Origin of the sequence: Longimicrobium sp., assembly GCA_036389795.1 — a bacterium.
Classification (GTDB): domain Bacteria; phylum Gemmatimonadota; class Gemmatimonadetes; order Longimicrobiales; family Longimicrobiaceae; genus Longimicrobium.
In genome coordinates this window covers 43,711-64,969 of the sequence record DASVWD010000264.1, presented here as the reverse complement: position 1 = coordinate 64,969, position 21,259 = coordinate 43,711, and the positions used below count along the sequence as shown (strand labels likewise).

The 21,259-nt window shown below is 73.0% G+C and carries 21 protein-coding genes; 8 read left to right on the top strand and 13 right to left on the bottom strand.

The genetic code is table 11. The features are described 5' to 3' along the window. The coding region (gene treF / locus VF746_30480; protein ID HEX8696785.1) for an alpha,alpha-trehalase TreF at positions 1-1,408 on the top strand (1,408 nt) is incomplete at its 5' end. 168 nt (positions 1,409-1,576) lie between these two features. Here treF and VF746_30475 read toward each other — a convergent pair. Continuing rightward, positions 1,577-2,065 carry a hypothetical protein gene (locus VF746_30475; GenBank protein ID HEX8696784.1) on the bottom strand — a complete coding sequence of 163 codons (489 nt, stop codon included), beginning with the start codon at positions 2,063-2,065 and terminating at the stop codon, positions 1,577-1,579. Between the two features lie 174 nt (positions 2,066-2,239). Here VF746_30475 and VF746_30470 point away from each other — a divergent pair, with 174 nt between their 5' ends. Beyond that, positions 2,240-3,037, top strand: a complete 798-nt coding sequence (locus VF746_30470) for an ATP-binding protein (GenBank protein HEX8696783.1) — start codon at positions 2,240-2,242, stop codon at positions 3,035-3,037. A gap of 148 nt (positions 3,038-3,185) precedes the next feature. On the opposite strand, the gene VF746_30465 is transcribed toward VF746_30470, so the two are convergent. The 7 genes from VF746_30465 to VF746_30435 form a co-directional block, all read right to left on the bottom strand. After that, positions 3,186-4,400: an ROK family protein gene (locus VF746_30465; protein ID HEX8696782.1), complete on the bottom strand. Its 1,215-nt coding sequence runs from the start codon at positions 4,398-4,400 to the stop codon at positions 3,186-3,188. A gap of 111 nt (positions 4,401-4,511) precedes the next feature. After that, positions 4,512-4,778: a hypothetical protein gene (locus tag VF746_30460; protein ID HEX8696781.1), complete on the bottom strand. Its 267-nt coding sequence runs from the start codon at positions 4,776-4,778 to the stop codon at positions 4,512-4,514. 359 nt (positions 4,779-5,137) lie between these two features. After that, complete coding sequence (locus tag VF746_30455; protein ID HEX8696780.1) at positions 5,138-5,680, bottom strand: GNAT family N-acetyltransferase; 543 nt, start codon at positions 5,678-5,680, stop codon at positions 5,138-5,140. Next, positions 5,680-6,627, bottom strand: coding sequence for a glutathione S-transferase family protein (locus tag VF746_30450; GenBank protein ID HEX8696779.1), 948 nt, complete (start codon positions 6,625-6,627; stop codon positions 5,680-5,682). The genes VF746_30455 and VF746_30450 overlap by 1 nt, the downstream gene beginning before the upstream one ends. Before the next feature lie 116 nt (positions 6,628-6,743). After that, positions 6,744-7,280 (bottom strand): hypothetical protein, encoded by a 537-nt coding sequence (locus VF746_30445; GenBank protein HEX8696778.1) that lies wholly within the window; start codon positions 7,278-7,280, stop codon positions 6,744-6,746. A gap of 103 nt (positions 7,281-7,383) precedes the next feature. Beyond that, positions 7,384-8,889, bottom strand: coding sequence for a HAMP domain-containing sensor histidine kinase (locus VF746_30440; protein ID HEX8696777.1), 1,506 nt, complete (start codon positions 8,887-8,889; stop codon positions 7,384-7,386). Between the two features lie 196 nt (positions 8,890-9,085). Further along, positions 9,086-10,555, bottom strand: coding sequence for an MFS transporter (locus tag VF746_30435; GenBank protein ID HEX8696776.1), 1,470 nt, complete (start codon positions 10,553-10,555; stop codon positions 9,086-9,088). Positions 10,556-10,936: 381 nt separating this feature from the next. Here VF746_30435 and VF746_30430 point away from each other — a divergent pair, with 381 nt between their 5' ends. Next, entirely contained in the window at positions 10,937-11,848 is a 912-nt protein-coding gene (locus tag VF746_30430) for a murein L,D-transpeptidase catalytic domain family protein (GenBank protein ID HEX8696775.1), read from the top strand. A gap of 102 nt (positions 11,849-11,950) precedes the next feature. On the opposite strand, the gene VF746_30425 is transcribed toward VF746_30430, so the two are convergent. The 3 genes from VF746_30425 to VF746_30415 all read right to left on the bottom strand — a co-directional run bounded on the left by VF746_30425 (position 11,951) and on the right by VF746_30415 (position 14,502). Further along, positions 11,951-13,141: a DUF2911 domain-containing protein gene (locus VF746_30425; protein HEX8696774.1), complete on the bottom strand. Its 1,191-nt coding sequence runs from the start codon at positions 13,139-13,141 to the stop codon at positions 11,951-11,953. Between the two features lie 231 nt (positions 13,142-13,372). Further along, complete coding sequence (locus tag VF746_30420) at positions 13,373-13,852, bottom strand: helix-turn-helix transcriptional regulator (protein ID HEX8696773.1); 480 nt, start codon at positions 13,850-13,852, stop codon at positions 13,373-13,375. Continuing rightward, a complete protein-coding gene (locus VF746_30415) occupies positions 13,849-14,502 on the bottom strand; it encodes a hypothetical protein (GenBank protein ID HEX8696772.1) in 654 nt (217 codons plus the stop codon). Before VF746_30415 ends, VF746_30420 begins: the two co-directional genes overlap by 4 nt. A 249-nt stretch (positions 14,503-14,751) precedes the next feature. On the opposite strand from VF746_30415, the gene VF746_30410 reads away from it, so the two are divergent. Next, on the top strand, positions 14,752-14,943 hold the full coding sequence (locus tag VF746_30410; protein ID HEX8696771.1) for a hypothetical protein: 192 nt from the start codon (positions 14,752-14,754) through the stop codon (positions 14,941-14,943). Here VF746_30410 and VF746_30405 read toward each other — a convergent pair. Beyond that, positions 14,940-16,124 (bottom strand): hypothetical protein, encoded by a 1,185-nt coding sequence (locus VF746_30405; protein ID HEX8696770.1) that lies wholly within the window; start codon positions 16,122-16,124, stop codon positions 14,940-14,942. The two genes, VF746_30410 and VF746_30405, sit on opposite strands and share 4 nt — an antisense overlap. 254 nt (positions 16,125-16,378) lie before the next feature. On the opposite strand from VF746_30405, the gene VF746_30400 reads away from it, so the two are divergent. The 4 genes from VF746_30400 to VF746_30385 all read left to right on the top strand — a co-directional run bounded on the left by VF746_30400 (position 16,379) and on the right by VF746_30385 (position 20,383). After that, positions 16,379-17,224 carry an alpha/beta hydrolase gene (locus VF746_30400; GenBank protein HEX8696769.1) on the top strand — a complete coding sequence of 282 codons (846 nt, stop codon included), beginning with the start codon at positions 16,379-16,381 and terminating at the stop codon, positions 17,222-17,224. Next, positions 17,224-18,537 carry a PAS domain-containing sensor histidine kinase gene (locus VF746_30395; protein HEX8696768.1) on the top strand — a complete coding sequence of 438 codons (1,314 nt, stop codon included), beginning with the start codon at positions 17,224-17,226 and terminating at the stop codon, positions 18,535-18,537. The genes VF746_30400 and VF746_30395 overlap by 1 nt, the downstream gene beginning before the upstream one ends. Before the next feature lie 251 nt (positions 18,538-18,788). Next, positions 18,789-19,313: a hypothetical protein gene (locus VF746_30390; GenBank protein HEX8696767.1), complete on the top strand. Its 525-nt coding sequence runs from the start codon at positions 18,789-18,791 to the stop codon at positions 19,311-19,313. Positions 19,314-19,369: 56 nt separating this feature from the next. Then, positions 19,370-20,383, top strand: a complete 1,014-nt coding sequence (locus tag VF746_30385; protein HEX8696766.1) for a hypothetical protein — start codon at positions 19,370-19,372, stop codon at positions 20,381-20,383. Between the two features lie 37 nt (positions 20,384-20,420). Here the strand turns inward: VF746_30385 and VF746_30380 are convergent, their stop codons facing one another. Next, positions 20,421-20,945, bottom strand: a complete 525-nt coding sequence (locus tag VF746_30380; GenBank protein ID HEX8696765.1) for a hypothetical protein — start codon at positions 20,943-20,945, stop codon at positions 20,421-20,423. Positions 20,946-21,259: the final 314 nt, after the last annotated feature.

Genomic DNA, 21,259 nt, shown 5'->3' with positions numbered 1-21,259 from the left:
CGAGCTTCCCCGGCCCGCCGGCGCGGGCTTCCGGGCCGACCCCTCGCGCGCGATGGAGGCGCACCTCCGCGCGCTCTGGCCCGCGCTCACCCGCCCGCCCGACGCGCCGGACGCGCGCTCCTCGCTGGTCCCGCTCCCACGCCCGTACGTGGTCCCCGGCGGCCGCTTCCGCGAGGTCTACTACTGGGACTCGTACTTCACCATGCTGGGGCTGGTGGAGAGCGGGCGGACGGACCTGGTGCGGGGGATGCTCGACAACTTCGCCCACCTGGTCCGCACGGTGGGGCACGTCCCCAACGGCAACCGCACCTACTACCTGAGCCGCAGCCAGCCGCCGTTCTTCGCCGCCATGGTCTCGCTCTACGCCGCGGCGACCGACACCGCCTCGGCGCTCGCGTACCTAGAGGCGCTGGAGGCGGAGCACGCGTTCTGGATGGAGGGCGCGGAGCGCGTGGCGCCGGGCGAGGCGCACCGCCGCGTGGCGCGCCTGCCGGACGGCTCGCTGCTGAACCGGTACTGGGACGACCGTCCCGAGCCGCGTCCCGAGTCGTACCGCGAGGACCACGCGCTCGCGCAGACGCTCCCCGAGGGAAGGCGCGAGGCGTTCTACCGCGACGTGCGCGCGGCGGCCGAGAGCGGGTGGGACTTCTCCAGCCGCTGGATGCGCGACCCGGCGGACCTGCGCACGCTGGAGACGACCGAGCTCGTGCCGGTGGACCTCAACAGCCTCCTCTACCACGCCGAGCGGACCATCGCGGCGCTGCGGGCCTTCCGCGGCCGCCCGGGCGACGCCGACGTCGCGGCGCGGTTCGCGCGCGCGGCCGAAGAGCGCCGGCGCGCCCTGCTGGCCGCCGCGTACGACCCGGGCGCGGGGTTCTTCCACGACGTCCGCTGGCGCACCGGCGAGCGCGTGGCGGACCGCCCCACCCTGGCCGCGGCCGCCCCGCTCTACTTCGGGCTCGCCACCCCCGAGCAGGGGCGCGCGGTGGCCACCCGCCTAGAGCGCGACTTCCTCCGCCCCGGCGGGTTCGTGACCACCCCCGTCGCCTCGGGCCAGCAGTGGGACGCGCCGAACGGGTGGCCGCCGCTGCAGTGGCTCGCCATCGAGGGCGCGCGCCGCTACGGCCGCGGCGACCTGGCCGACGAGGCCCGCCGCCGCTGGCTGGCGCTCGTCCGGCGGACGTACCGCTCCACGGGGCGGATGATGGAGAAGTACGACGTGGTCGACCCCGCCCGCCCCGCCGGCGGCGGCGAGTACCCCACCCAGGACGGCTTCGGCTGGACCAACGGCGTCGCCCTCGCCCTCCTCGCGCAGGAGGCGATGCGCGCCTCGACATCCGGTCCGTCCGTCACCGTTCCTTCGCGGCACGCCGGACGCGAGAGGCGACGGCCGGCGGGGCGGTTCTGACGACGTCGTTTCCCGAAGAAGCGCCCTGCTCGACCCCCAGAAATCGCACGCAGGGTCAGCAGAGGAACCTGTCGTTCTCTGCTGACCCTGCTGCTCTGTGTGGGACGCTCGATCCCTGCCCTGTCGGTATGAATTCAGAAACCGGTGTGATCCTGCAGGGAACCGGGATCAGAGCTCGACCCCCTCGGGCATGCCCGCCCCCAGGCGCCGGAGCCGCTCGGCCCGGTCGGTGGCGAGCGAGTCCCAGGCGCGCCGGAGCATCCGCACCAGCTCCGCGTCGCCCAGTTCGCCGGGCCACACCGCCGACGCGACGCGGTACGACATGGCCTCGCCGGCGGGCGTGAAGCGCGCGAACACCACCTCGCACCCGCCCGGCGGCCGCGGGCCCGGGCCGTCGCCGTCCCGGCCGTCCGCGGCGCGCGCCGTCACGCTCCAGTAGCGCCCCGCCCAGTCGCGGACCAGGCGCTCCCCCGGCTCCACCAGCCACTCGCCGCCCGCCAGCGTGGGCTCCGCCCGCTCTTCCCCGGCCCCGGCCGGGAACAGGGCGAGCCCCGACGGCCCCGGCGCGCGGCCGACCTGCGCGATCCGCTCGCCGCCTCCCACGTGCTGGAGGACGTATCGCTCACCCGGCCGGTACGCGCCGCTGCGCCGTCTCATCTCGCCCTCGCCTTCGGGAAGTCAGATGGAACCCGCACCCCTTTCAATTTGTAAATGATCGTTCCAATTTACGCCAGGGGGTGACCCGCACCGCGGGAGATCGTCTCCAGTGCGGCGCGGCGGCCCGGCGGGTTGCGCGCGGTTCCGCCACGTCCGAGGTTGCAGCGAGGGAGCATGCGAAGCTGGCCGTACGCAGGGACGGGAACGACGGAGCGTCTGGTGGACCAGGAGGAGGCGGGCCCGTACTCCAGCGCGGCGGCCGAAGCGCCGCCCGTGGCGCTGCCGCTGCGCCTGCACGCCGACGCGGTGGAGGAGCTGCTGGAGCGGCTCCCGCCCGTCGCCGCGCCGCCGCGGCTCGACGCGCGCCACGTGCGCGCGGCGGACCCGGGCGCGCTGCTCACGCTCGCCGTCCTGGCCGGCTACCTGGGCGTGGAGGCGCCCGCCCTCCCGGTGCCGTCCGACGCGCTGGTCCCGCCGCTGCCGGTGCCCGACTCGGGCGGCGCGGACACCCTCCGCCAGGCGGTGGAGTCGGCGCCGTTCCTCGACCGGCTGGGTGCGCTCGGCTGGAGGCGGGCGGACGCCGGCCGGCTCGCGTGGGTGGTGGCCGAGCTGGCCCGGAACGCCGTCGAGCACTCCGGCGCCCTGGGGTGGGCCGCCGCCTGGCGCACGGCGCCGGGCGAGCTGCGCATCGCGGTGGCCGACGCCGGGGTGGGGTTCTCGGGGTCGCTGGGGCTGCCGGACGAGCCGGAGGCGCTCCTGCGGGGGCTGGTGCACGGCGCCGTCCGCGGGGAAGGGCGGGGGACGGGGCTGCGGCGCGTGGGGGAGCTGGTGGCGGGGTGGGGCGGGCGGCTGCGGGTGCGCAGCCGCACCGTGCTCCTCTCCGGCGCGCCGCCCTGGCGCGACGCCGCGGTGCGGGTGCAGCTCCCCTTCCTCCCCGGCGTCCAGGTGGATGTCGTCGTCCCCTGCCGCTGACCGGTCCGGTCCGCGAGCCGACGCTCCTCCTGCAGCTCTGGGTTTCCGAAGAAACAGCTTGAATCTCACGCAGAGGCGCAGAGACACAGAGAACTGCTTTTTCTCTGCGTCTCTGCGCCTCTGTGTGAGCCTGAATTCTCTCGCCGTTTCAGCCGATGGTGGGCGCGGCGAAGACGGGCGCCACCACCAGCGCGGCGGCCCCGCGCAGCCGCGTCTGCTCGTCGGCCGGCTCGGGGACCACGGGGGTGGCGGCGGTGCCCTGCGTGAGCGTGCGCTCGGCCATCGCCGCCAAGGCGGGCGGGCCCACCAGGTCCCACGCCGCCGCCACCTCGCCGCCCACGATGATGCGCCCCGGGTTCAGCGCGTTGACGATGGCCGCCAGCCCCAGCCCGATCCAGCGCGCGCTCTCCTGCAGCGCCCCGCGCGCCGCCGGGTCGCCCGAGCGCGCCCGCGCGACCACGTCCGAGACGGTGAGCCCCGTCTCGCGCACCTGGCGGTAGCTGTCGCGGGTGGCCAGCTCGCGCCCCAGGTAGCGGGCGACGATGGCGGGGTTGGAGGTGTACGCCTCCCAGCACCCGCGCGAGCCGCACATGCACGCCGGCCCGTCGAGCGTGAGCGGGATGTGCCCGAACTCGCCCGCGGCGTCGCGGTGCCCGCGCACCACCCGCCCGCCCACCACCAGCCCCGCGCCCACGCCGTCGGAGAAGGTCACGTAGGCGAAGCTGTCCTCGCCGGGGTCCTGCCCCAGCCACATGCGGGCGTGGGCGCAGGCCACCGCGTCGCGCTCGATGTGCACCGGCAGCCCCGCGGCCGCTTCCAGGGGCTCGCGCAGGTCCACGTCGCGCCAGCCCAGGGTGGGCGCGTTCATCAGCCGGCCGCTGCGGTGGTCCACCATCCCCGGCACCACCAGTCCGATCCCCTGGCACTCGCCGGCCGCCGCGTTGGCGTCCAGCAGCCGCCGCACGCGCGCGCCCAGCTCCGCCACCAGCTCCGCCGGCTCCAGCGGCGTCCTGAACACCTCCAGCGCCAGCGGCCGCCCGCTGAAGTCGCAGAGCATCACGTGCGTCTCGGAGAGCCGCACGTCGGCCGCCGCCGCCAGCCGGTCGTGCGCGCGCACGTGCAGGAGGGTGGGCTTGCGGCCGCGGCGCGACTGCCCCGCCGCCCCCTCGTAGACCAGCCCGCACTCGATCAGCTCGTTGACCAGCGGGCTCACGATGGCCCGGGCCACCTCCATGCGGCGGGCCAGGTCGGCCCGCGAGATCGGCTGGTACTCGCGGATCAGGTTGAGGACGATCTGGCGGTTGATCTCCTTGCTGGTCGTGCGCGTGGCACGCTGGAAGTTCCGCGGATCGATCTTGCGCACGGATGCCGGTGCAGGGGGAGACGGATCGGCCCGGGCTGCTGGGCGCGGCGGAAGATGGGCGGAGGGGCGGGATCGACGCAAGGTGAGCCCGCCGGCGGCGGGCCCGCCGCCTCAGCGGGCGGCCCGGCCGACGTGCTCGACGCGGGTGCTCACGTAGGGCGAGAAGTGGCGCTCCCGCTCGGCCTGCACCAGGATCTCGCCCATCCCCTCGGGGCGCAGCACGAGCGTGGCGGCGCGGTCGCCGGCGTGCACCACCTCGGTGGGCACGAAGAGCTGCCCCAGGCACTGCTCGGCCAGGTGCCGGAGGTCCTTCGGCGTGGTGAACGTCGCGCCGAGCAGTCCGTCTCCGGTCCCCGATTCGGTGTTCGTCCACTCCATCTCGAGTCTCCCGCTGGAAATCGCACGCGTTCGCCTGGAACCGCCGGGCGGAGTCTACCCCAATATTGGAAGGTAAGTTTCCAATTTATACGCGCGCGCCCGCGATTCACAAGAGGCACTGTGTCCACGTTACGGCCCAGGATGTCGTCGGAGATCGTCTGCGACCCGAATCGTCACGCCTGTCATCCTTCGGGCGCACAAGCTCCTGTGCAGACGCGGCTTCGGTGCGTGCGCCCTCGGGCTGACACCGTTTGGGATTCGAGTCCTCGCCAGGTTCGGCGGCGCGCACCGGGGCCTGGTTTCGGGTCAGGTGAAGCCTCGCGGGGTTTGCGAGGCTTCCTGCCGTTGTAGCCGCGGCTTCAGCCGCCCTCGACCCGCCGGGGACCGTCCAGCGGCAGCCGGTACGCCGTGACCAGCTCGGCGCCCTCGGGCCGGAAGTCGTACTCGGGGGCGCGGACAAAGCCCATCCGCTCGTACATGCGGATGGCGGCCCGCATGCTCTTCGAGGTGTGCAGCCCCAGCTCCGCCGCCCCGGCCGCCCGCGCCCGCCGCACGCACTCGTCCACCAGCGCCCGGCCCACGCCCAGCCCCCGTGCCTCGGGCGCGACCGCGAGGAGGCGCAGCTCGGGCCAGCCCGCCGGCTTCGCGCCGCCGCCGTAGGTGGCCGCCGCCGGCGGAAAGAGCATCACGCTCCCCACCAGCGCCCCCCGGTGCTCCGCGACGATCCGCTCCGCCCCCGCCTCCGAGTCGAGCGCGCTCCGCACCGACCGCTCGAGCCCGGCCCACGCGGACGGCTCCATCACGCCCGCGTACTCCGCGTACGCCCGCAGCGTCAGCTCGCGCACCGCGTCGCGCTCGTCGTCGCGCGCGTCGCGGACGACGACGCCCTCCCCGGCGGCCATCAGGAGAGCCGCTCGCGGCCGTGCGGCGCCGTCCAGTCCACCAGGGGGCCCTTGGGCACGATGCGCGAGGGGTTCAGGCGCTCGTGCGTCATGTAGTAGTGCCGCTTGATGTGGTCGAAGTCCACCGTCTCGCCGAACTCCGGGCGCTGGTAGAGGTCGCGCGCGTAGCCCCACAGGCTCGGGTAGTCGACCAGCCGCCGCAGGTTGCACTTGAAGTGGCCCACGTACACGGCGTCGAAGCGCGCGAGCGTGGTGAAGAGCCGCACGTCCGCCTCGGTGAGCTGGCCGCCGACCAGGTAGCGCCGGTCCGCGAGCCGCTCCTCCAGCCAGTCGAGCCGCGCGAAGAGCGCGTCCACCGCCCGCTCGTACGCCTCCTGCGAGGTGGCGAAGCCGGCCCTGTAGACGCCGTTGTTGACGTCGTCGTAGACCGCATCGTTGACGGCGTCGATCTCGGCGCGGAGGTGCGCGGGGTACAGGTCGGGCGCGCCGGGGCGGTGGAAGGCGGTGAACTGCGTCTCGAAGTCGATGGTGATGTCGGGGTAGTTGTTGGTCACCAGCCGCCCGGCGACGCGGTCCCAGATGCACGGCACGGTGTAGCGGCCGGTGTAGCCCGGGTCGGTGCGCAGGTACGCCTCGGACAGGAACTGGAAGCCGCACACCGGGTCGGGGCCGTGGCCGGGCCCCTCGCGGAACGCCCACCCCCGCTCGTCGCGGACCGGGTCGACCACGGACATTGAGATCACGTCCTCCAGCCCCAGCAGGCGCCGGACGATGATGGCCCGGTGCGCCCACGGGCACGCCAGCGACACGTACAGGTGGTAGCGCCCCGGCTCGGCGGGGAACCCCGACGACCCGTCCGCCGTGATGCGGCCGCGGATCGAGTACTTCTGCCGCACGAATTCGCCTTTGGCGCTGGTCTCCGCCGGAAACTGCCCCGTCACGCTCATCGTCCTTCACCCGTATTCTGAGAAAAGTCCCCTCCCGGGCCGCACGATTCTCCATGACAGAATCATACCCCGAATGGAAACAGCATGGCGTGAGAAAAAGCAGTTGTCTTTGATGTTCAAGACCACACGCCGAAGTACCAGCCGAAGAGGAAGCACGCGGCGGCCGGCCACAGCGCGAAGACGGCGAAGCCGGCGGCCGCGAGCGGCAGGTTCTTGTAGCGGTAGAAGCGCCCCGAGTACCACGTGCCCACCACGTTGTACGCCATCCAGCAGGTGAACAGCCCCACCAGCCACAGGACGGCCGCGCGCCACACCGGCTCGCCCGCGGCCGCCGCGCGCACGGCGAGCGCCGCGAACGCCGCCCAGCCCACGTGCAGGAGCGCGCTGACGGCCAGGTTCGAGAGCAGGAACGCGTCGACGCGGTCCTCGAGGTCCACGCGGAAGAGCTTCTGGACGACCAGCGCGATCAGGAACACGACGTATGTGGTCACGTAGAGCACGCCCATCCCCTTCGCGAGCGAGAAGGCCAGCTTCAGCTCGCCCAGGGGCCAGAGCAGCAGCGTGATCGCGCCGAGGAGCGCCAGCACCAGGACGACGAGGATCCTGAAGTCGAGCGCCGCATCGCGCAGCTCCTCCTCGGCGGTTCGTCCCACCGCTCGCCTCCGGGACAGGGTTTCCCGCCGGTCCCGGCCGGGGCCGGCGCGGCGTGGCGTACCTCTCGGGGCGCGGGAGCGTTGGGGCGCGGCGGAAGGAGGCTCACCCGGCGGGGTGCGCCAGGACGCCCGCCCCGCGCTCAGCCGCGGAGGGCGCGCCTTCCAGGGGGAGCCAGAGGACGAAGGTGCTCCCCCGGCCGGCGTCGCTCTCCAGCGTGATGTCGCCCCCGAGCGCCTGCACGATCCGGCTGCTGATCGCCAGCCCCAGCCCCGTCCCCTGCGCGGCGCCGGGCTCGAAGCGGACGAACTCCTGGAAGAGGAGGCGCTGCTTCTCCCGCGGGATCCCCAGGCCGGTGTCGGAGACCTCCACGGCCAGGCGGGGCCGGGCGCCGGGCCCCCGCCCGTACGGCCGCACGCCCGCGCGCACCGACACGCGGCCCCGCGGCGTGTACTTGACCGCGTTGGAAATCAGGTTGCCGAGCACCTGCCGCACGCGCACGGGGTCGCTCTCCACCAGGGGGAGCCCGTCCGGGAGCTCCACCTCCAGCGCCAGCCCCTTCGCCTCGGCCTGGGCCCGGTACTCCTCGGCCGCCTCGCGTACCACCCGGCACACGTCGGTGGGCACGCGCGCCACCGCGATGTTCCCCGTCTCCGCCCGCGCGATCTCCAGCAGGTCCTCGATCAGGTTGAGCGCCGCGGCGACCGAGCGGCGGGCCTTCTCCAGGCCCTCCTTCTGGCGCGGGGTGACGGGGTCCATCATCCCCTCCTCCAGGAGCTGGAGGTAGCCGTCGGCGGCCCCCAGGGGGTTCTTCACGTCGTGCCCGAAGCCGCGCATCAGCCGGGCCTTGCTCTCGCCGATGCGCTCCACGTCCTCGCGCCGCTGCTCGGCCACCGCCCGGAGCCGCGCCTCCTCCTCCACCGCCCGCGCCAGCCGCCGGGTCAGCTCGCGCTCGCGCCGCGCCGACCGGGCGACCATCAGCACGGCCAGCAGGGCGAGCAGGCCGAGCGCGACGGAGATCCGCCGCTGGCCGCGCACCACGCCCTCCCCCTCCGCGATGTCCGCCTCCATGGCGCCGTGGAGCGCCCCCTCGAGCGAGTCGGTGGCCGCGCGCAGCGAATCCGCGAGCGCCACCACCGGGGGCGACTCGAACTCCGTGTCGGCGATGCGCCCGCCGACGCGGGCGTCGAGCGCGCCGTGCCAGCGCCCGGCGAGCCGCCGCAGCTCCGCCACGCGCGCGACCACGGCCGTGTCGATGCGGGGCGCAAGCGTGTCGAGGCGCGCGAAGATGGTGTCCTCCCTGCCACGGAAGCCGCGGTAGCGCGCCAGGGCGGCGGTGTCGCGGGTCAGCCTCCAGTGGTCGTGCTCCGTGGCCTCCTGGGTGAACACGAGGCTGAGCTGGGGCACCAGGGAGCTGGACGGCCCGATGGTGGACTCGGTCTCGTCGCGGAGCTCGTCCAGGCGGCGCACCATGAGGATGGGAGAGACCGCCAGCGCCAGCAGGGCGGCGATCACGAAGGCGAAGGGGAGGAGCGCGAGCGGCGTGCTCCTCCGCGGGACGCCGGCCAGGGAGGCCGGCTCGGAGGGCGTCTGCGTCGCGGGGGTGGCCATGACCCGCGAGCCGCGCACGTTGTGTACCGGTCCGGCGATCCGGAGACGCACGTGGGAGCCACTCATCCCGGGCCGGAAAAACATCAGGCCTCACGCAGAGGAAGCAGAGGTAGCAGAGAACCCCTCTGCTAACCCTCTGCCAGCTCTGCTTCCTCTGCGTGAGAAAAGCAGTCGTCTTTCAGTCGTCGGACGCGTGTCACTCGCCGCGCTCCAGCTCGGGGATGCGCCAGGCGGCCAGAAGGGTGATCACGGCGAACAGCACGATCCCCCAGAACACCCAGTGCAGGCTCTCCGACAGCCCCCGGCGCAGCAGCGCCAGCATGCCCTCGGTGAGGCCGGCGGCGCGCGAGGGCTCGCCCAGCAGGTCCTGGATGCTGTCCAGCGACACCCGGCCCCGGAGCGGCCCGCGCCCCACCCAGCGGCCCATCAGCAGGTTCAGCAGCCCGCCGAAGAGCGCCGCGCCCAGCGCGTTGCCCAGGATGCGCATCAGCATGTTCGACGCGGTGGCCACGCCGCGCTGGCTCCACGGCACGCTGGCCTGGATGGCCACCAGCGTGACGCTGTTCACCAGCCCCATCCCCACGCCCACCAGGAACGACCCGGCCCCCGCCGGGAGCGCGCCCCGCCCGGAGAGCGCCGCGATCAGCAGCGTGCCCAGCACCAGCGCGCACCCCCCCACGCGCACGAAGCGGCGCACCCCCCGGCGCGCGATCCGCGGCCCCGCGGCGAAGGCGGCCAGCGGCCACCCCAGCGTCATGGCCGAGAGGGTGAAGCCCGCCAGCAGCGCCGAGCCGCCCAGCACCCCCTGCACGTACGTGGGCAGGAAGGTGATGAGGCCGATCATCAGCACCCCCGACGCCAGCGCGGCCAGGTTGGCGTAGCGGATCAGCCGGCTCCGCCACAGCTCCAGGTGCATCAGCGGGTCCGGGGCGCGGCGCTCCTGCCGCACGAAGAGCGCGAGCGCCACGGCGAACGCCGCCAGCAGCGGAACGAGCGCGCCGGCGCCCCAGGTGCCCGCCTGCGTGAGCGCCAGCATCAGCGCGCCCACGCCGGCCAGGAGCAGCGCGGCGCCCGCGTAGTCGATGCTCTTCTCCTCGCGCTCCACCCCCTCGTGCAGGTACAGCGTCACCAGCACGATGGCCGCCACGCCGAACGGCAGGTTGATCCAGAAGATCCACGGCCACCCCACGCTGTGCACGACCAGCCCGCCCGCCAACGGCCCCACGATCGACGAGATCCCCCAGACGCTGGAGATCCACCCCTGGATGCGGCCGCGCTCCTCCAGCGAGTACAGGTCGCCGGCCAGCGTCACCGTGATCGGCTGCACCGCGCCCGCGCCCAGGCCCTGCAGGAAGCGGAACGCCACCAGCACGCCCATCGAGCGCGCCAGCCCGCACAACACCGAGCCGGCCAGGAACACCACGATCCCGGCGATGAACACGGGCTTGCGCCCCAGCAGATCCGAGAGCTTGCCGAAGATCGGGATGGTGACGGCCTGCATCAGCAGGAACGACGAGAACACCCAGCTGTAGAGCGAGAACCCGCCCAGCTCGGCGGCGATGCTGGGCATGGCCGTGGCCACGATGGTCCCCTCGATGGCCGCCATGAACATCGCCAGCAGGAGCGCGGCGAGCACCAGCGAGCGGTGGGTGGTGACTTCCTTCACCTGACGGTCCGGATCCGGGTGATGAACGGCCGCCGCCCCGCGCTTCCGGGCGGCGGCGCCGCGTCGGTTTGCACCCCCCGTACCGCGGCGGCTCCAGCCCGCCCGCCGGGGCTGACCGGGAGCCGCCCTGGCTTGCTGCCGTAATCCCTCGATCCCTCTGATTTTCCCGGCACGGAATCGGGAAAAATCCCACATCTCGTTGGTTGACAAATGTTTACAAATACGCTAGTTTTCTTGTCCTGAGAAACAACGCCAGGGGGACCGCGCTCCCGTACCGCCAAGTACGGGGGCGCTTTCGTTGACTCGACCCGGAAACCTTCGGGACCGTGCCCGTGTGGCGCGCCCCGTCAGTGATAGCAGGAAATGCGTTCGAATCTGTTGATGATCGCCGCCGCCGTCTCCATAGGGATCGGCGCCGGCCTGGGAGAAGCCGTGCATCCGCCCGCGTCCGCGGGCGCCGTGGAAGCCCGCCGCGACACGACGGGCGAGGAGATGGGGGCCGATCTGGAGCGGCTCCTCGGCCGCGCCGACTCCGCGGCCGCCGTGGAGGCTCCGGCCCCGCGGCCCGCGAGCCCGGCGCTCGTGGCCGCGCGCGCCGTGCTGGCCAGCGCGGGGATCGAGAGCGGCGCGCGGGCGGCCGAGGTGCAGACCGCGCTCAGCCGCCTGTCGGCCCGGGTGGGGAGGAAGAGCGACCCCGACGCGCTGCGGATGGCGTTCCGCGCCTACTTCAACTACCGGGCGGCGCACCCCGAAGAGGTCCGCAAGCCGTACCTGTACTTCGTGGACTACGGGCTCGACAGCCGCACGCCGCGCGGGTGGGTGTTCGACATGGACGCCCTGAAGGTGGTGGACGGGCCCTTCACCGTGGCCCACGGCCGCGGGTCCGCGCCCGAGGGCGAGGGCGTGCCGACGCTGTTCTCCAACCGCTCGGGGAGCGCCACGTCGTCGCTGGGCCTCTTCCTGGCGCAGGAGGTCTACGAGTTCACCGGCCACGCCGGCGGCCAGGTCTACCGCTCCATCGGGATGCGGATGCGCGGCCTGTCCGGGCGCTTCAACAGCGCCGCGCGCGAGCGGCGGGTGGTGGCCCACGGCGCCCCGTACGTCACACCCGACAAGGCCGGCAGGAGCGAGGGCTGCCCGGCCATGGAGCCGGAGCGGGCGCGGGAGCTCCTCCCGAAGCTCGGCGGCGGCGGCCTCGTCTTCCTCTTCTCCCCGCGCGACCGCACCTGGCTGCGCGAGGACCCGTGGGCCAGCGGCGGCGAGGTCCCGCCCGTGCCGGCCATGGGCGACTGAGGACGATCACCCAAAGAGGCATACGAAGACCCGGCGAGGATCTGTTCCTCGCCGGGTCTTTTCATGTGCTTGAGACGGCGCCAGGCGCATCCGGCCCCGTCTTCACTGCACCGCGAACGGCACGGTGAACTGCGTCCGGTCCCACCGCAGGTGCAGCGCGCCGCCGCCGCGGGCCTCTTCCTCGACCTCGACGGTGAAGCGCTCCACCACGTCGGGGAGCTTGCCGATGCGCATCCGCACGCGCCCCAGGTCCTGCGCGACGTCGTAGGCGGTGCCGTTCTGGCCCGTCTGGCGGTTGACGATCAGCAGCCCGCCGTCGGGGGCGGGGATGGAGAAGAGCGTGTACTCGCCCGGCGGCACCGCCAGCGTGCCCGTGGCCGGGTCGCCCAGGACGAGCGCGCGGTCGGTGGAGAAGTGCGTGGCGCGGTTGGCGCCCGTCCTCCACACCTGCCCCCACGGCACCACCGCGCCGAAGATCTCGCGCCCCCGCTTCATCGGCGTCCCGTAGTCCACCGCGATGCGCGCCCCCGCCACCACCGCTTCCGCGCGTCCGCGCCCCGACAGCTCCCCGATCCCGCGCCCCGCCGCGTCGGCCGCCGCCCAGGCGCGGGCGCGCTCTTCCAGCGCCGGCCACGGGGTGCGGGTGACCCGCACCTTGCGCGTGGTCCGCCCCGCGTCCAGGCTCAGCAGGCGGCCGCGGGCGTCCACCCGCGCCGTCGTCGTCCCCCGCAGCGGGTGGGTGAGCGCCACCGAGTCCGCGCCGAAGCGGCGGACGCGGAAGGGGAGGACGCGCCCGCCGGCAAGGAGCGGCGCCTCTTCCTCCGCGTCCGCCGCCGCGCCCCGGGGGCGCGCCAGCACCAGCTCGAACGGCCAGTGCACCAGGTCCACGAAGGGGAGCGCCTCCGCCGGCCCTGCCACGGTGCCGGAGGCCGTGCTGTCGCCCTCCACCACCGTGCGCGCCCACCCGTCGCCCTGGCGCTCCAGCCGCTCCGTGCGCAGCGGCCCGCGCTCGGGAGCGGCGGGGTCGAAGGTGCGCTCCTCGAAGCGCCGCATGGCCCCGTCCGGTCCCAGCTCCAGCAGGTAGCGCCTGAGCGTGGTCCGCGGCGAGCGCACCACCACGTCGGCCGTCACCCGGTCTCCGGCGCGCACCCAGCGCTCCAGGGCGAGCGTGTCCGCCCCCAGCACCGTCACCAGCGCGGCGCTGTCCGCCGCCTGCTGCGCGGCGGCGCGCGCGGGCGCCGCCGCAGCCAGGAGCGCCAGGAACACGGGAAGGGCGATGCTGGGCCGGTGCATGGCGGATTCGTCTCCAGGGTTCGCGGGGATGCGGCGCTCGCGCCGGGGCCGCTTCGGGCGGGCCAAGATAGGATGCGGGGCGCCCCCGCGCACGCCCCGTCCGTCCCCCGCGCCGGAGCAGCCACTGCTGTCCCTGCGGAGTCGAAGACCCTTGCTCCCTCTCCTCCCCCCCGCGACGAAACGGAAACGTGACAACGTGATGGTCTCCGGCCGCGTGCCGGTCGCGAAAGTTCATGCCGCCGGGCCTCTCCCTCTCGCCCGGCGGCGCAACGGGGGGCCTTCGCCCCCGATTCCCGCCTCGCGCCGCACCTCCGCGATCCATTCCGGTACGGGCTCTCCCGCGCGTTCCGCCGCCCTCTCGACCACCTCCAGCACCTCGGACAGCGCCTGCGCGGCATCCTCCCCACGGCAGTCACGCAGGAGGATGCCGGCGGCCACCAGGTAGGCTTCGGGCGGCCCGTCGTCTTCCCGCTCCAAGGCGTCGGACACGAGCCACCCGCGCATCTTCCGGAGCGTCTCCGCCGTCGGCTCGCGCCCCGTAAGGAAATCCGCGACGGCCTGCCTGCTGATCCCGATCTGCTCCCCGAGCCCCTTCCTGCTGATGCGCCTGCTGGCGACGGCATCCGCCAGGTAACGGCGGAAAAACTCTGGCGTGGCCCGGCTCTGGAGCAGCAGCGAGACGAGCGGGTGACCCGCGGGAGGGGCGGTCATCCCTCCCTCCCGCGCTCGTCCCCCTCGGGCGGAAGGCGGATCTGGACGAGGGCCGGGCTCGTCCTTCCGTCCAGCAGACTCACCCCGCGCCCACGGTCCGTTGCGCGAAGCCACAGGACCGACCTGCGCTCCCCGGGCCTCGCCTCTCGCTCCGCCAGCCCGCGCCGGACCAGCAGGCGGACATCGTCCAGGTGCGCCCACTCACGGTATCGCCGCTCCACCTGCTCCTGCAGCTCGACCCAACGCACCCATCCGTCGTTCTCCTGCAGCGCCGCCAGGCACCGCCACACCTCGCGCGAGACGTAGATCACGCGGTCGTCCCGCGCTCCCACGCGGGGGACCGGGAGCTGCGCGGGCGTCCGCCCGTGCTTCCCGGCGATCTCCTCCTCGCCGCGCCGGGTGATGCGCCACAGGACCATGGGGCGGTCGAGCCGGCCGGGATCCCACACGGCCTCTCCGCGCACGAGCCCCGCCTTGCGCAGGCGCTGGCACGAGTCGGACGCGACCGGGCTTCCCGTGGCGCCGTTGATCTCGCTTCCCAGCAGCCAGCCTCGCACCCGGCCCCGCTTCCAGCCCCTGCCCTCCGCCGCCGCCTCGCTCAGTACCGCGAGCACCTCCTCCTCGTCGGCATCGATCTTCCTCCTCCCCATTTTCCGCCTCCTGGCGCGTGGTGGACCGCTTTCCTGGCGCCAGGATACCGACCCGCATTCCAGCACATCAAAGCTTTGCCGCCGATCGTGCCGACGCCGCCAGGGAGTGCGGTACGCCCGCTCGCCAGGATACCACACATCCTGTCCCCCTGAGCGTGTCCAACCTGTATACTACCATTGCTGTCCCAACTCGCACGCCCGGCGTCCTGCGCGTGCAAGTCGATGTGAACCCCAAAGATGGAGGAAGGAATGAGGAGGATCGCGACGGTCGTGGCCTGCCTGGCGCTGCTCGGTGTCGGTGCGTGCGGCAACTCCACCGCGCCGGCAGAGTTGTCGGGTGGTGAGGCGAGAATGGAGACGGGGATGGTCGGGAGTGGCTACAACACTACCCCACCGGACACCACGCCCAAGATCGGCGGCACGGTGGGCAGCGGCTATTAGCCGAGGGGGTAGCGCTCAGGTGGGGGCGTCGCCGCGTCAGGCCCTGAGGCGGCACGCCTCCGCAGCTTCCGAAGCAGCGTCGTACGAGACTGCTCGAGTTCCGATCCCGGATCAGGGATGATGTCCGCCTCCCCGGGCTTTCGCTCGCAGATCTCCTCGAGGAGCTTCCGTGCGCGCGGCTTGTGCGTGTCGGGGCAGCGGGCGAGATACGCCTTCGCGAGCTTCTCGGCCAGAGTCCAGTCTTCGTAGGTGCGGGCTGCCCATGCGAGATGGAAGTAGGTCGAGGTCCGAACCGGGGCTTTGGCCTTCACTGCCGCCAGGGCCTCTTCCATCGCCCGCTGGTAACTCACGCGGTCCCTGCACGCCGCGGCAGACCTGGCGATGTTGGCCAGGGCCGTCGTGTGATCCTCCACTCGCTGCATGTCCGCCAGGATCATCTGGAAGACAACGAGAGCACTCGAATGGTATCCCAGCCGGCTCCAGAGGACCGCGACGTCGTGCGCGAGGCCCGGGAAGCGCGGATGGTCCAGCTTGTACATCGCCACCGCGCTGCGCGAGTGCATCAGAGCTTCCTCGTAGCGCTCCCGGTGGATGTAGCAGGCCATTAGATCGTGCGAAGCTGATGCTGCAAGGCTTCTCCTGCCAGCCCGCATCGCAGCCCGGAACGCCTTCGTGGCATGGTGGATGGCTTGGCCCAGGTTTCCCAGCTCCAGTTCGAGCGCACTCCAGCCCAGCTGGGCGATCGCCTTGTTGATCAGGTCCTTGTCGCGGGTCGCCTGCCTCAGCGCGCGCGCGAACCAGACGGTCCCGCGCGCGAACTCGCCGCGGCGCCTCGCCAGCCTCCCCGCCGTGGAAGCCCGGTCCGCCCGGTCCGGCTCCAGCCTGGCGGCGAGCTCGGCGAACTGCAGGGCGATCTCCAGGTGCTCCCTCGCCTCCGCCCACAGCCAGATCGCCTCGCAGGCGCCGGCCATCCTGCCCTCGTCCACCAGGTGCGGGCTGATCCAGATCGCTTCCAGCGCCTTCAGCGCGCCCTTCAACTCGTCCGGGTACAGGCTTCGGACGAAGCCGATGCCGCGCGGCCAGAACAGGTCCGGAGACCGCTCCGCCGTCCAGAGCTCGAAGTCGGCGAGCACGCGCCAGACGACGAACCGGGTTTCCCGCGGGAGCCGCTCGTCGGCCATGCGCCAGGGCTCCCGCCACGCCGGCATGCGGGGCGCGGCCGCCACCCTGGATCGGCTCGTACGCTCCTGATCGTGCGGTTGGAGTTCGTGGGACCGGTGAGGACGCGCGCTCATGACCCGCCGAGAAAGGTGAACAAATTGAACGCATTATAGTCCGAGGTTTCCTTTTGCGACAGTATGAGCACTCGCCGGGCGCTGTGCGCAGGCGCCCGCACCGCATCCGTACTGCACGATGCTTGCGGTGCCGGAGGTGCTTGGCTTTCTCCATCCCCTTCGACAAAGACGGAAACGTGACCGACATCCTGCGGCGCAACAACGTGAAGGTCTCCGGGCGCGGCACGCAGCCGATGCTCTTCGCGCACGGCTTCGGGTGCGACCAGAACATGTGGCGCTTCGTGGCGCCGGCGTTCGAGGACGACTACCGGGTGGTGCTCTTCGACTACGTGGGCGCGGGGAAGAGCGACGTGGGCGCGTGGGACGCCGGGCGCTACTCCACCTTGGGCGGCTACGCGCAGGACGTGCTGGACGTGGTGCACGCCCTCGACCTGCGCGACGTGGTCCTGGTCGGCCACTCGGTGAGCAGCATGGTGGCGGTGCTGGCGGCCAACCGCGAGCCGGAGCGCTTCGACCGGCTGGTGCTGATCGGGCCCTCGCCGCGCTACGTGAACGACCCGCCGTACGTGGGCGGCTTCGAGCCCGCCGACATCGAGGGGCTGCTGGAGATGATGGACCGCAACTTCATCGGCTGGGCCGGCTTCCTGGCGCCCGCCATCATGAAGAACCCCGACCGCCCGGAGCTGGGGGAAGAGCTCACGGAGAGCTTCTGCTCCACCGACCCCGTGGTCGCCCGCCGCTTCGCGGAGGCCACCTTTCTGGCCGACAACCGCGCCGACCTGGCGCACGTGACGGTGCCCTCGCTCATCCTGCAGTGCACCGACGACATGGTGGCGCCGCTGGAGGTGGGCGACTACCTGCACCGCGAGCTGCGCGGCAGCACGCTGAAGGTGATGAGCGCCACCGGGCACTGCCCGCACATGAGCCACCCGGAGGAGACGATCCGGCTGATGCAGGAGTACCTCCACCCGGCGCGCGCGGGCTGATGGCCCGCGCCACCCCGGCCGCGGACGGCGCCGCGCTGGGCGAGCTTCTGGACCATGCCCCGTGCGGCTTCGTCTCGTTCGCCGACGACGGCACCATCACCGCCGCCAACGCCACGCTGGCGGAGATGCTCGGCTACGCCCGCGGCGAGCTGGAGGGCCGGCCGATCGACGCCATCCTCACCACGGGCAGCCGCATCTTCTACCAGACGCACTTCTTCCCCCTCGTCCGCCTGCACGGCCGCGCCGAGGAGGTGTTCCTCCTCCTCCGGGCGAAGGACGGCGGCGACGTCGGCGTGCTGGCCAACGCGGCGCGGCGCGAGCGCGGCGGCGCCTTCGCCAACGACTGCGTGCTCATGCGCGTGGTCGAGCGGCGGAAGTTCGAGGACGAGCTGTTGCGGGCGCGGAAGGAGGCCGAACGGGCGCGCGCCGCGGCCGAGGCCAGCGAGGCGGAGCTGCGCCGGGCCAACGCGCTGCTCGAGGAGCAGGCGGTGGAGCTGGAGCTCCAGCAGGAGCGCCTCCAGGAGCAGGCGACGGAGCTGGAGGCCGCCAACGGCGCGCTGGTGGAGCACGGCCGGGAGCTGGAGCGCCAGAGGGCCGCCGCCGAGGAGGCCAACCGGGCCAAGAGCAGCTTCCTGGCGGTGATGAGCCACGAGCTGCGCACCCCGCTGAACGCCATCGCCGGCTACGTGCAGCTGCTGGAGATGGGGATCCACGGCCCCGTCACCGAGGCGCAGCTCCTGGCGCTGGGCCGCATCGGGCGCAGCCAGCAGCACCTGCTGCGGCTGATCAACGACGTGCTGAACCTGGCCCGCATCGAGTCCGGGCGCGTGGAGTACGTGCTCGAGGACGTGGACCTGGCGGAGCTCCTGGCCACGGTGGCGCCGATGGTGGAGCCGCAGCTCGCCGCGCGGGGGCTGGCGCTCGAGGTGGGAGTGGAGCCCGGCGTGGTGGCGTGGGCCGACCGCGAGAAGGTGCAGCAGGTCGTGATCAACCTGCTCAGCAACGCCATCAAGTTCACCCCGCAGGGCGGCCGCGTGTCGGTGAACGCGGCCTCGCGCCCCGAGCGTCCGGACGTGGTCTACCTGCGCGTGGCCGACACCGGCATCGGCATCCCGCCCGAGCTGCAGGCGTCGGTGTTCGAGCCGTTCGTGCAGGTGGACATGAGCCGCACGCGCCGCTCCGAGGGGACGGGGCTGGGCCTGGCGATCAGCCGCGACCTGGCGCGCGGGATGGGCGGCGACCTGCGCGTGCGCAGCGAGGAGGGCCGCGGCTCCACCTTCACCCTCACCCTCCCGCGCGCCGGGGTGGAGTAGACCTCGTACCATGCTGCCGAGTGCCATCGTTCCGGCTCTGCACAGAATGAACTCACACAGAGAAACAGAGGAACAGAGGAACGGATGCTTTCCTCTGTTCCTCCGTGTGAGAATTTTTCGGAGTCTGATACCAGAACGATCCTTGCAAAGTGGGATCAGACTCGTCGACGAGGACCGCCTCCGGTCGCAGTTGCGGGCAGGACCCCTTCCGACATTTGGCCGACGTCCCTTCGCGTCCTGTGGAGAACCCGATGCCCGCCTTCGCCAACCGTCGCGTCATCGCCTGTCTCTCGCTCCTGCTCGCGGCCGGCTGCAGCGCGGGTCCGCGGCCGGGCGATCCGGCGTCGGCGCCTGGAAATTCGGCTGCGCTGGTGGGCGAGGCGCAGGCGTTCATGGAGAGCTACGCGCGCGACCTCCTGGCCGGCGAGCGGGACCTGCTGGTGGGGCGCTACGATCCGCGGGGCGCCTACATGGTGGGCGACGGCGAGAAGGCCTTCCTCCCGCCGGACTCGATCCGGGCGATCTACCACGGCCGCTGGCGGCCGCCGGCCAGCTTCGAGTGGCGCAACCTGTCGTACGAGCCGGTGGGTCCGGACGCAGTGGTGGTCACCGGCCAGTTCGTCTGGGGGGTGAGCGCCGAGCGCCAGCTGCCGCCGTACGCGTACACCGCGCTCCTGGTGCGCCACGACGGCCGCTTCCGCATCCGGGTGGAAAACGAGTCGGCCGCGTCGCCGCCCCCGCCGCGGTGCCCGCCCGATTCGGCGGCGCGCAGCTGAGCCCCGCCCTTCGTCGTCGCGAGGGTATGGAGCAGCCGGGAGATCCGCACGCTCACATGCAAGACCTGCTGTCCGCGCTCGAGTCCGTGCTCCGGGACCCGTACGACCGCATCCTGGCGGAGTCGATCCTGGGGACCGCGGACCCCGCGCGCATCCGCGACGAGGTCGACGCGTTCTGCCGGCGCGAGCTCGGGGCGGCCGTGGCGGGGTGCCGGCTCTTCGAGATGAGCGTCGGCGCCGGGTTCGGGCTCGTGCTGGCGGACGGGCGGGCCGTGTTCCTCAAGGCGCACCACCCCGACGTCTCGCTCGACGCGCTGTCGGCGATGTCCGCGGTGCAGGCCGGGCTCGCCCGCGGCGGCTTCCCGTGCCCCGCGGTCCTGCACCCGCCGTCTCGGCTCGGGCGCGGCGCGGCGACGGTGGAGGCCTTCGCCGACTGCGGTCGCCAGCGCGACGCGCACGAGCCGGCGGTCCGCGACGCCATGGCCGAGGCCCTCGCGGAGCTGATCGCGCGGACCGGGCGCATGCGGTCCCCCGGCGGCATCCCCCGGGGCGAGCCGGACGCCGCCGCGCTCTGGCCCCGGCCGCACAACGCGCTCTTCGACTTCTCGCGCGACGAGTCCGGGGCGGCCTGGATCGACGGCATCGCGCGCCGGGCCCGGGCGACGCTCGCCGCCGGGCCGCGCCGCGAGGTGGTCGGGCACGCCGACTGGTCCGCCAAGCACTTCCGCTTCGAGGGCGGGCGGGTGTGCGTGATCTACGACTGGGACAGCCTGCGCCGGGAGGACGAGTGCGTGCTGCTGGGTTTCGCCGCAGCGACCTTCCCGGCCACGTGGGACCTGGACGTGCGGCTCACGCCCGCGCCGGAGGAGTCGCTGGCGTTCGTCCGCGCGTACGAGCGGGCGCGGGAGAGCCCCTTTTCACCGCGCGAGCTGCGCCGCGTCTCCGCCGCGGCCACGTACATGATCGCCTACACCGCGCGCTGCGAGCACGCGGCCGACCCGGAAGGCGAGAGGGGCTTCCGCGAGGCCCTGGCGCGGGCGGCGGACTCGGATTACGTCCCGCTCGACTGAGATCCCGCGCGGAGGAGGCGGCGCGGGAGGGCCGGCCTCACCGCCCGCGCACGGCGCCGATGCTGTGGACCTGCCGGTACGGCTGGAATTCGCAGCCGGGGCGCACGGGCACGTAGACCACGTCCGCCACCCCGCCGGGGAACCCCGCCTCGACGAACAGCGGCACCCCCCTGTACTCGCCGTACCGCTGCAGCTCCTGCGGCTCGATGATGCGGGCGGTCCCGTACTTCGCGCGCCGGCTGTCGGCCGTCATCGTCTCGTCGTTGAAAAACCAGTCCGCCCCGGCGGCGTAGGGCGGCGAGCCCGCGGGATACACCTCCTGCCAGGGGCGCCCCCTCACCAGGGTATCGCGGGTCTCGGACCGGTAGACGGCGGGGACCGCCAGGACCCGTTCGTCCTGGAGCACGCACACCGAGAGAGGCCGCTCGGCGGTCGCGGCGGCCGGCGCAGGGGCAGGCGCCGGCGCCTGCCCCGGGTCGGGCAGCGGCTCGGCGGCGGGATCGGGAGTGCGCGCGCAGGCACCGAGCACCATGACGGCGGCGAAAAAGTGGGGGATTCGCATCGGCGGCTCTGGTTGAGGTTTCGCGGCGACGCGTGCGTGCCCCGGCCTCGAGGGGAGCGTCCCGCCCTGATAAAACTTTGTTGCAAAGAAATGTACCAAATGTTTCCATCCAGAGGAAGTGCTACCCCTTGTTGTATCAGCACTTCTCGCGACTGTCTCACAACTGTCCGGTCACCGGAATTCCCTGAACTCGCCGACCGAGGGCAGATACGAGGGCGGCTTCCGCGAGGTCCCGGGCGCGCGGCGGAGTCCGGCTGCGTCCGCCCGGCTGACGGACCGCCACGGCGCGCATGAAAGAAAGACCGGAGCATGCG

Bases quoted from the DNA above. Each gene is read 5' to 3' on its own strand.
- VF746_30475 (HEX8696784.1), bottom strand. From the start codon at position 2,065: ATGAGACGGCGCAGCGGCGCGTACCGGCCGGGTGAGCGATACGTCCTC.
- VF746_30470 (HEX8696783.1), top strand. From the start codon at position 2,240: ATGCGAAGCTGGCCGTACGCAGGGACGGGAACGACGGAGCGTCTGGTG.
- VF746_30460 (HEX8696781.1), bottom strand. From the start codon at position 4,778: ATGGAGTGGACGAACACCGAATCGGGGACCGGAGACGGACTGCTCGGC.
- VF746_30455 (HEX8696780.1), bottom strand. From the start codon at position 5,680: ATGGCCGCCGGGGAGGGCGTCGTCGTCCGCGACGCGCGCGACGACGAG.
- VF746_30450 (HEX8696779.1), bottom strand. From the start codon at position 6,627: ATGAGCGTGACGGGGCAGTTTCCGGCGGAGACCAGCGCCAAAGGCGAA.
- VF746_30440 (HEX8696777.1), bottom strand. From the start codon at position 8,889: ATGGCCACCCCCGCGACGCAGACGCCCTCCGAGCCGGCCTCCCTGGCC.
- VF746_30430 (HEX8696775.1), top strand. From the start codon at position 10,937: ATGATCGCCGCCGCCGTCTCCATAGGGATCGGCGCCGGCCTGGGAGAA.
- VF746_30425 (HEX8696774.1), bottom strand. From the start codon at position 13,141: ATGCACCGGCCCAGCATCGCCCTTCCCGTGTTCCTGGCGCTCCTGGCT.
- VF746_30420 (HEX8696773.1), bottom strand. From the start codon at position 13,852: ATGACCGCCCCTCCCGCGGGTCACCCGCTCGTCTCGCTGCTGCTCCAG.
- VF746_30415 (HEX8696772.1), bottom strand. From the start codon at position 14,502: ATGGGGAGGAGGAAGATCGATGCCGACGAGGAGGAGGTGCTCGCGGTA.
- VF746_30410 (HEX8696771.1), top strand. From the start codon at position 14,752: ATGAGGAGGATCGCGACGGTCGTGGCCTGCCTGGCGCTGCTCGGTGTC.
- VF746_30405 (HEX8696770.1), bottom strand. From the start codon at position 16,124: ATGGCCGACGAGCGGCTCCCGCGGGAAACCCGGTTCGTCGTCTGGCGC.
- VF746_30395 (HEX8696768.1), top strand. From the start codon at position 17,224: ATGGCCCGCGCCACCCCGGCCGCGGACGGCGCCGCGCTGGGCGAGCTT.
- VF746_30390 (HEX8696767.1), top strand. From the start codon at position 18,789: ATGCCCGCCTTCGCCAACCGTCGCGTCATCGCCTGTCTCTCGCTCCTG.
- VF746_30385 (HEX8696766.1), top strand. From the start codon at position 19,370: ATGCAAGACCTGCTGTCCGCGCTCGAGTCCGTGCTCCGGGACCCGTAC.
- VF746_30380 (HEX8696765.1), bottom strand. From the start codon at position 20,945: ATGCGAATCCCCCACTTTTTCGCCGCCGTCATGGTGCTCGGTGCCTGC.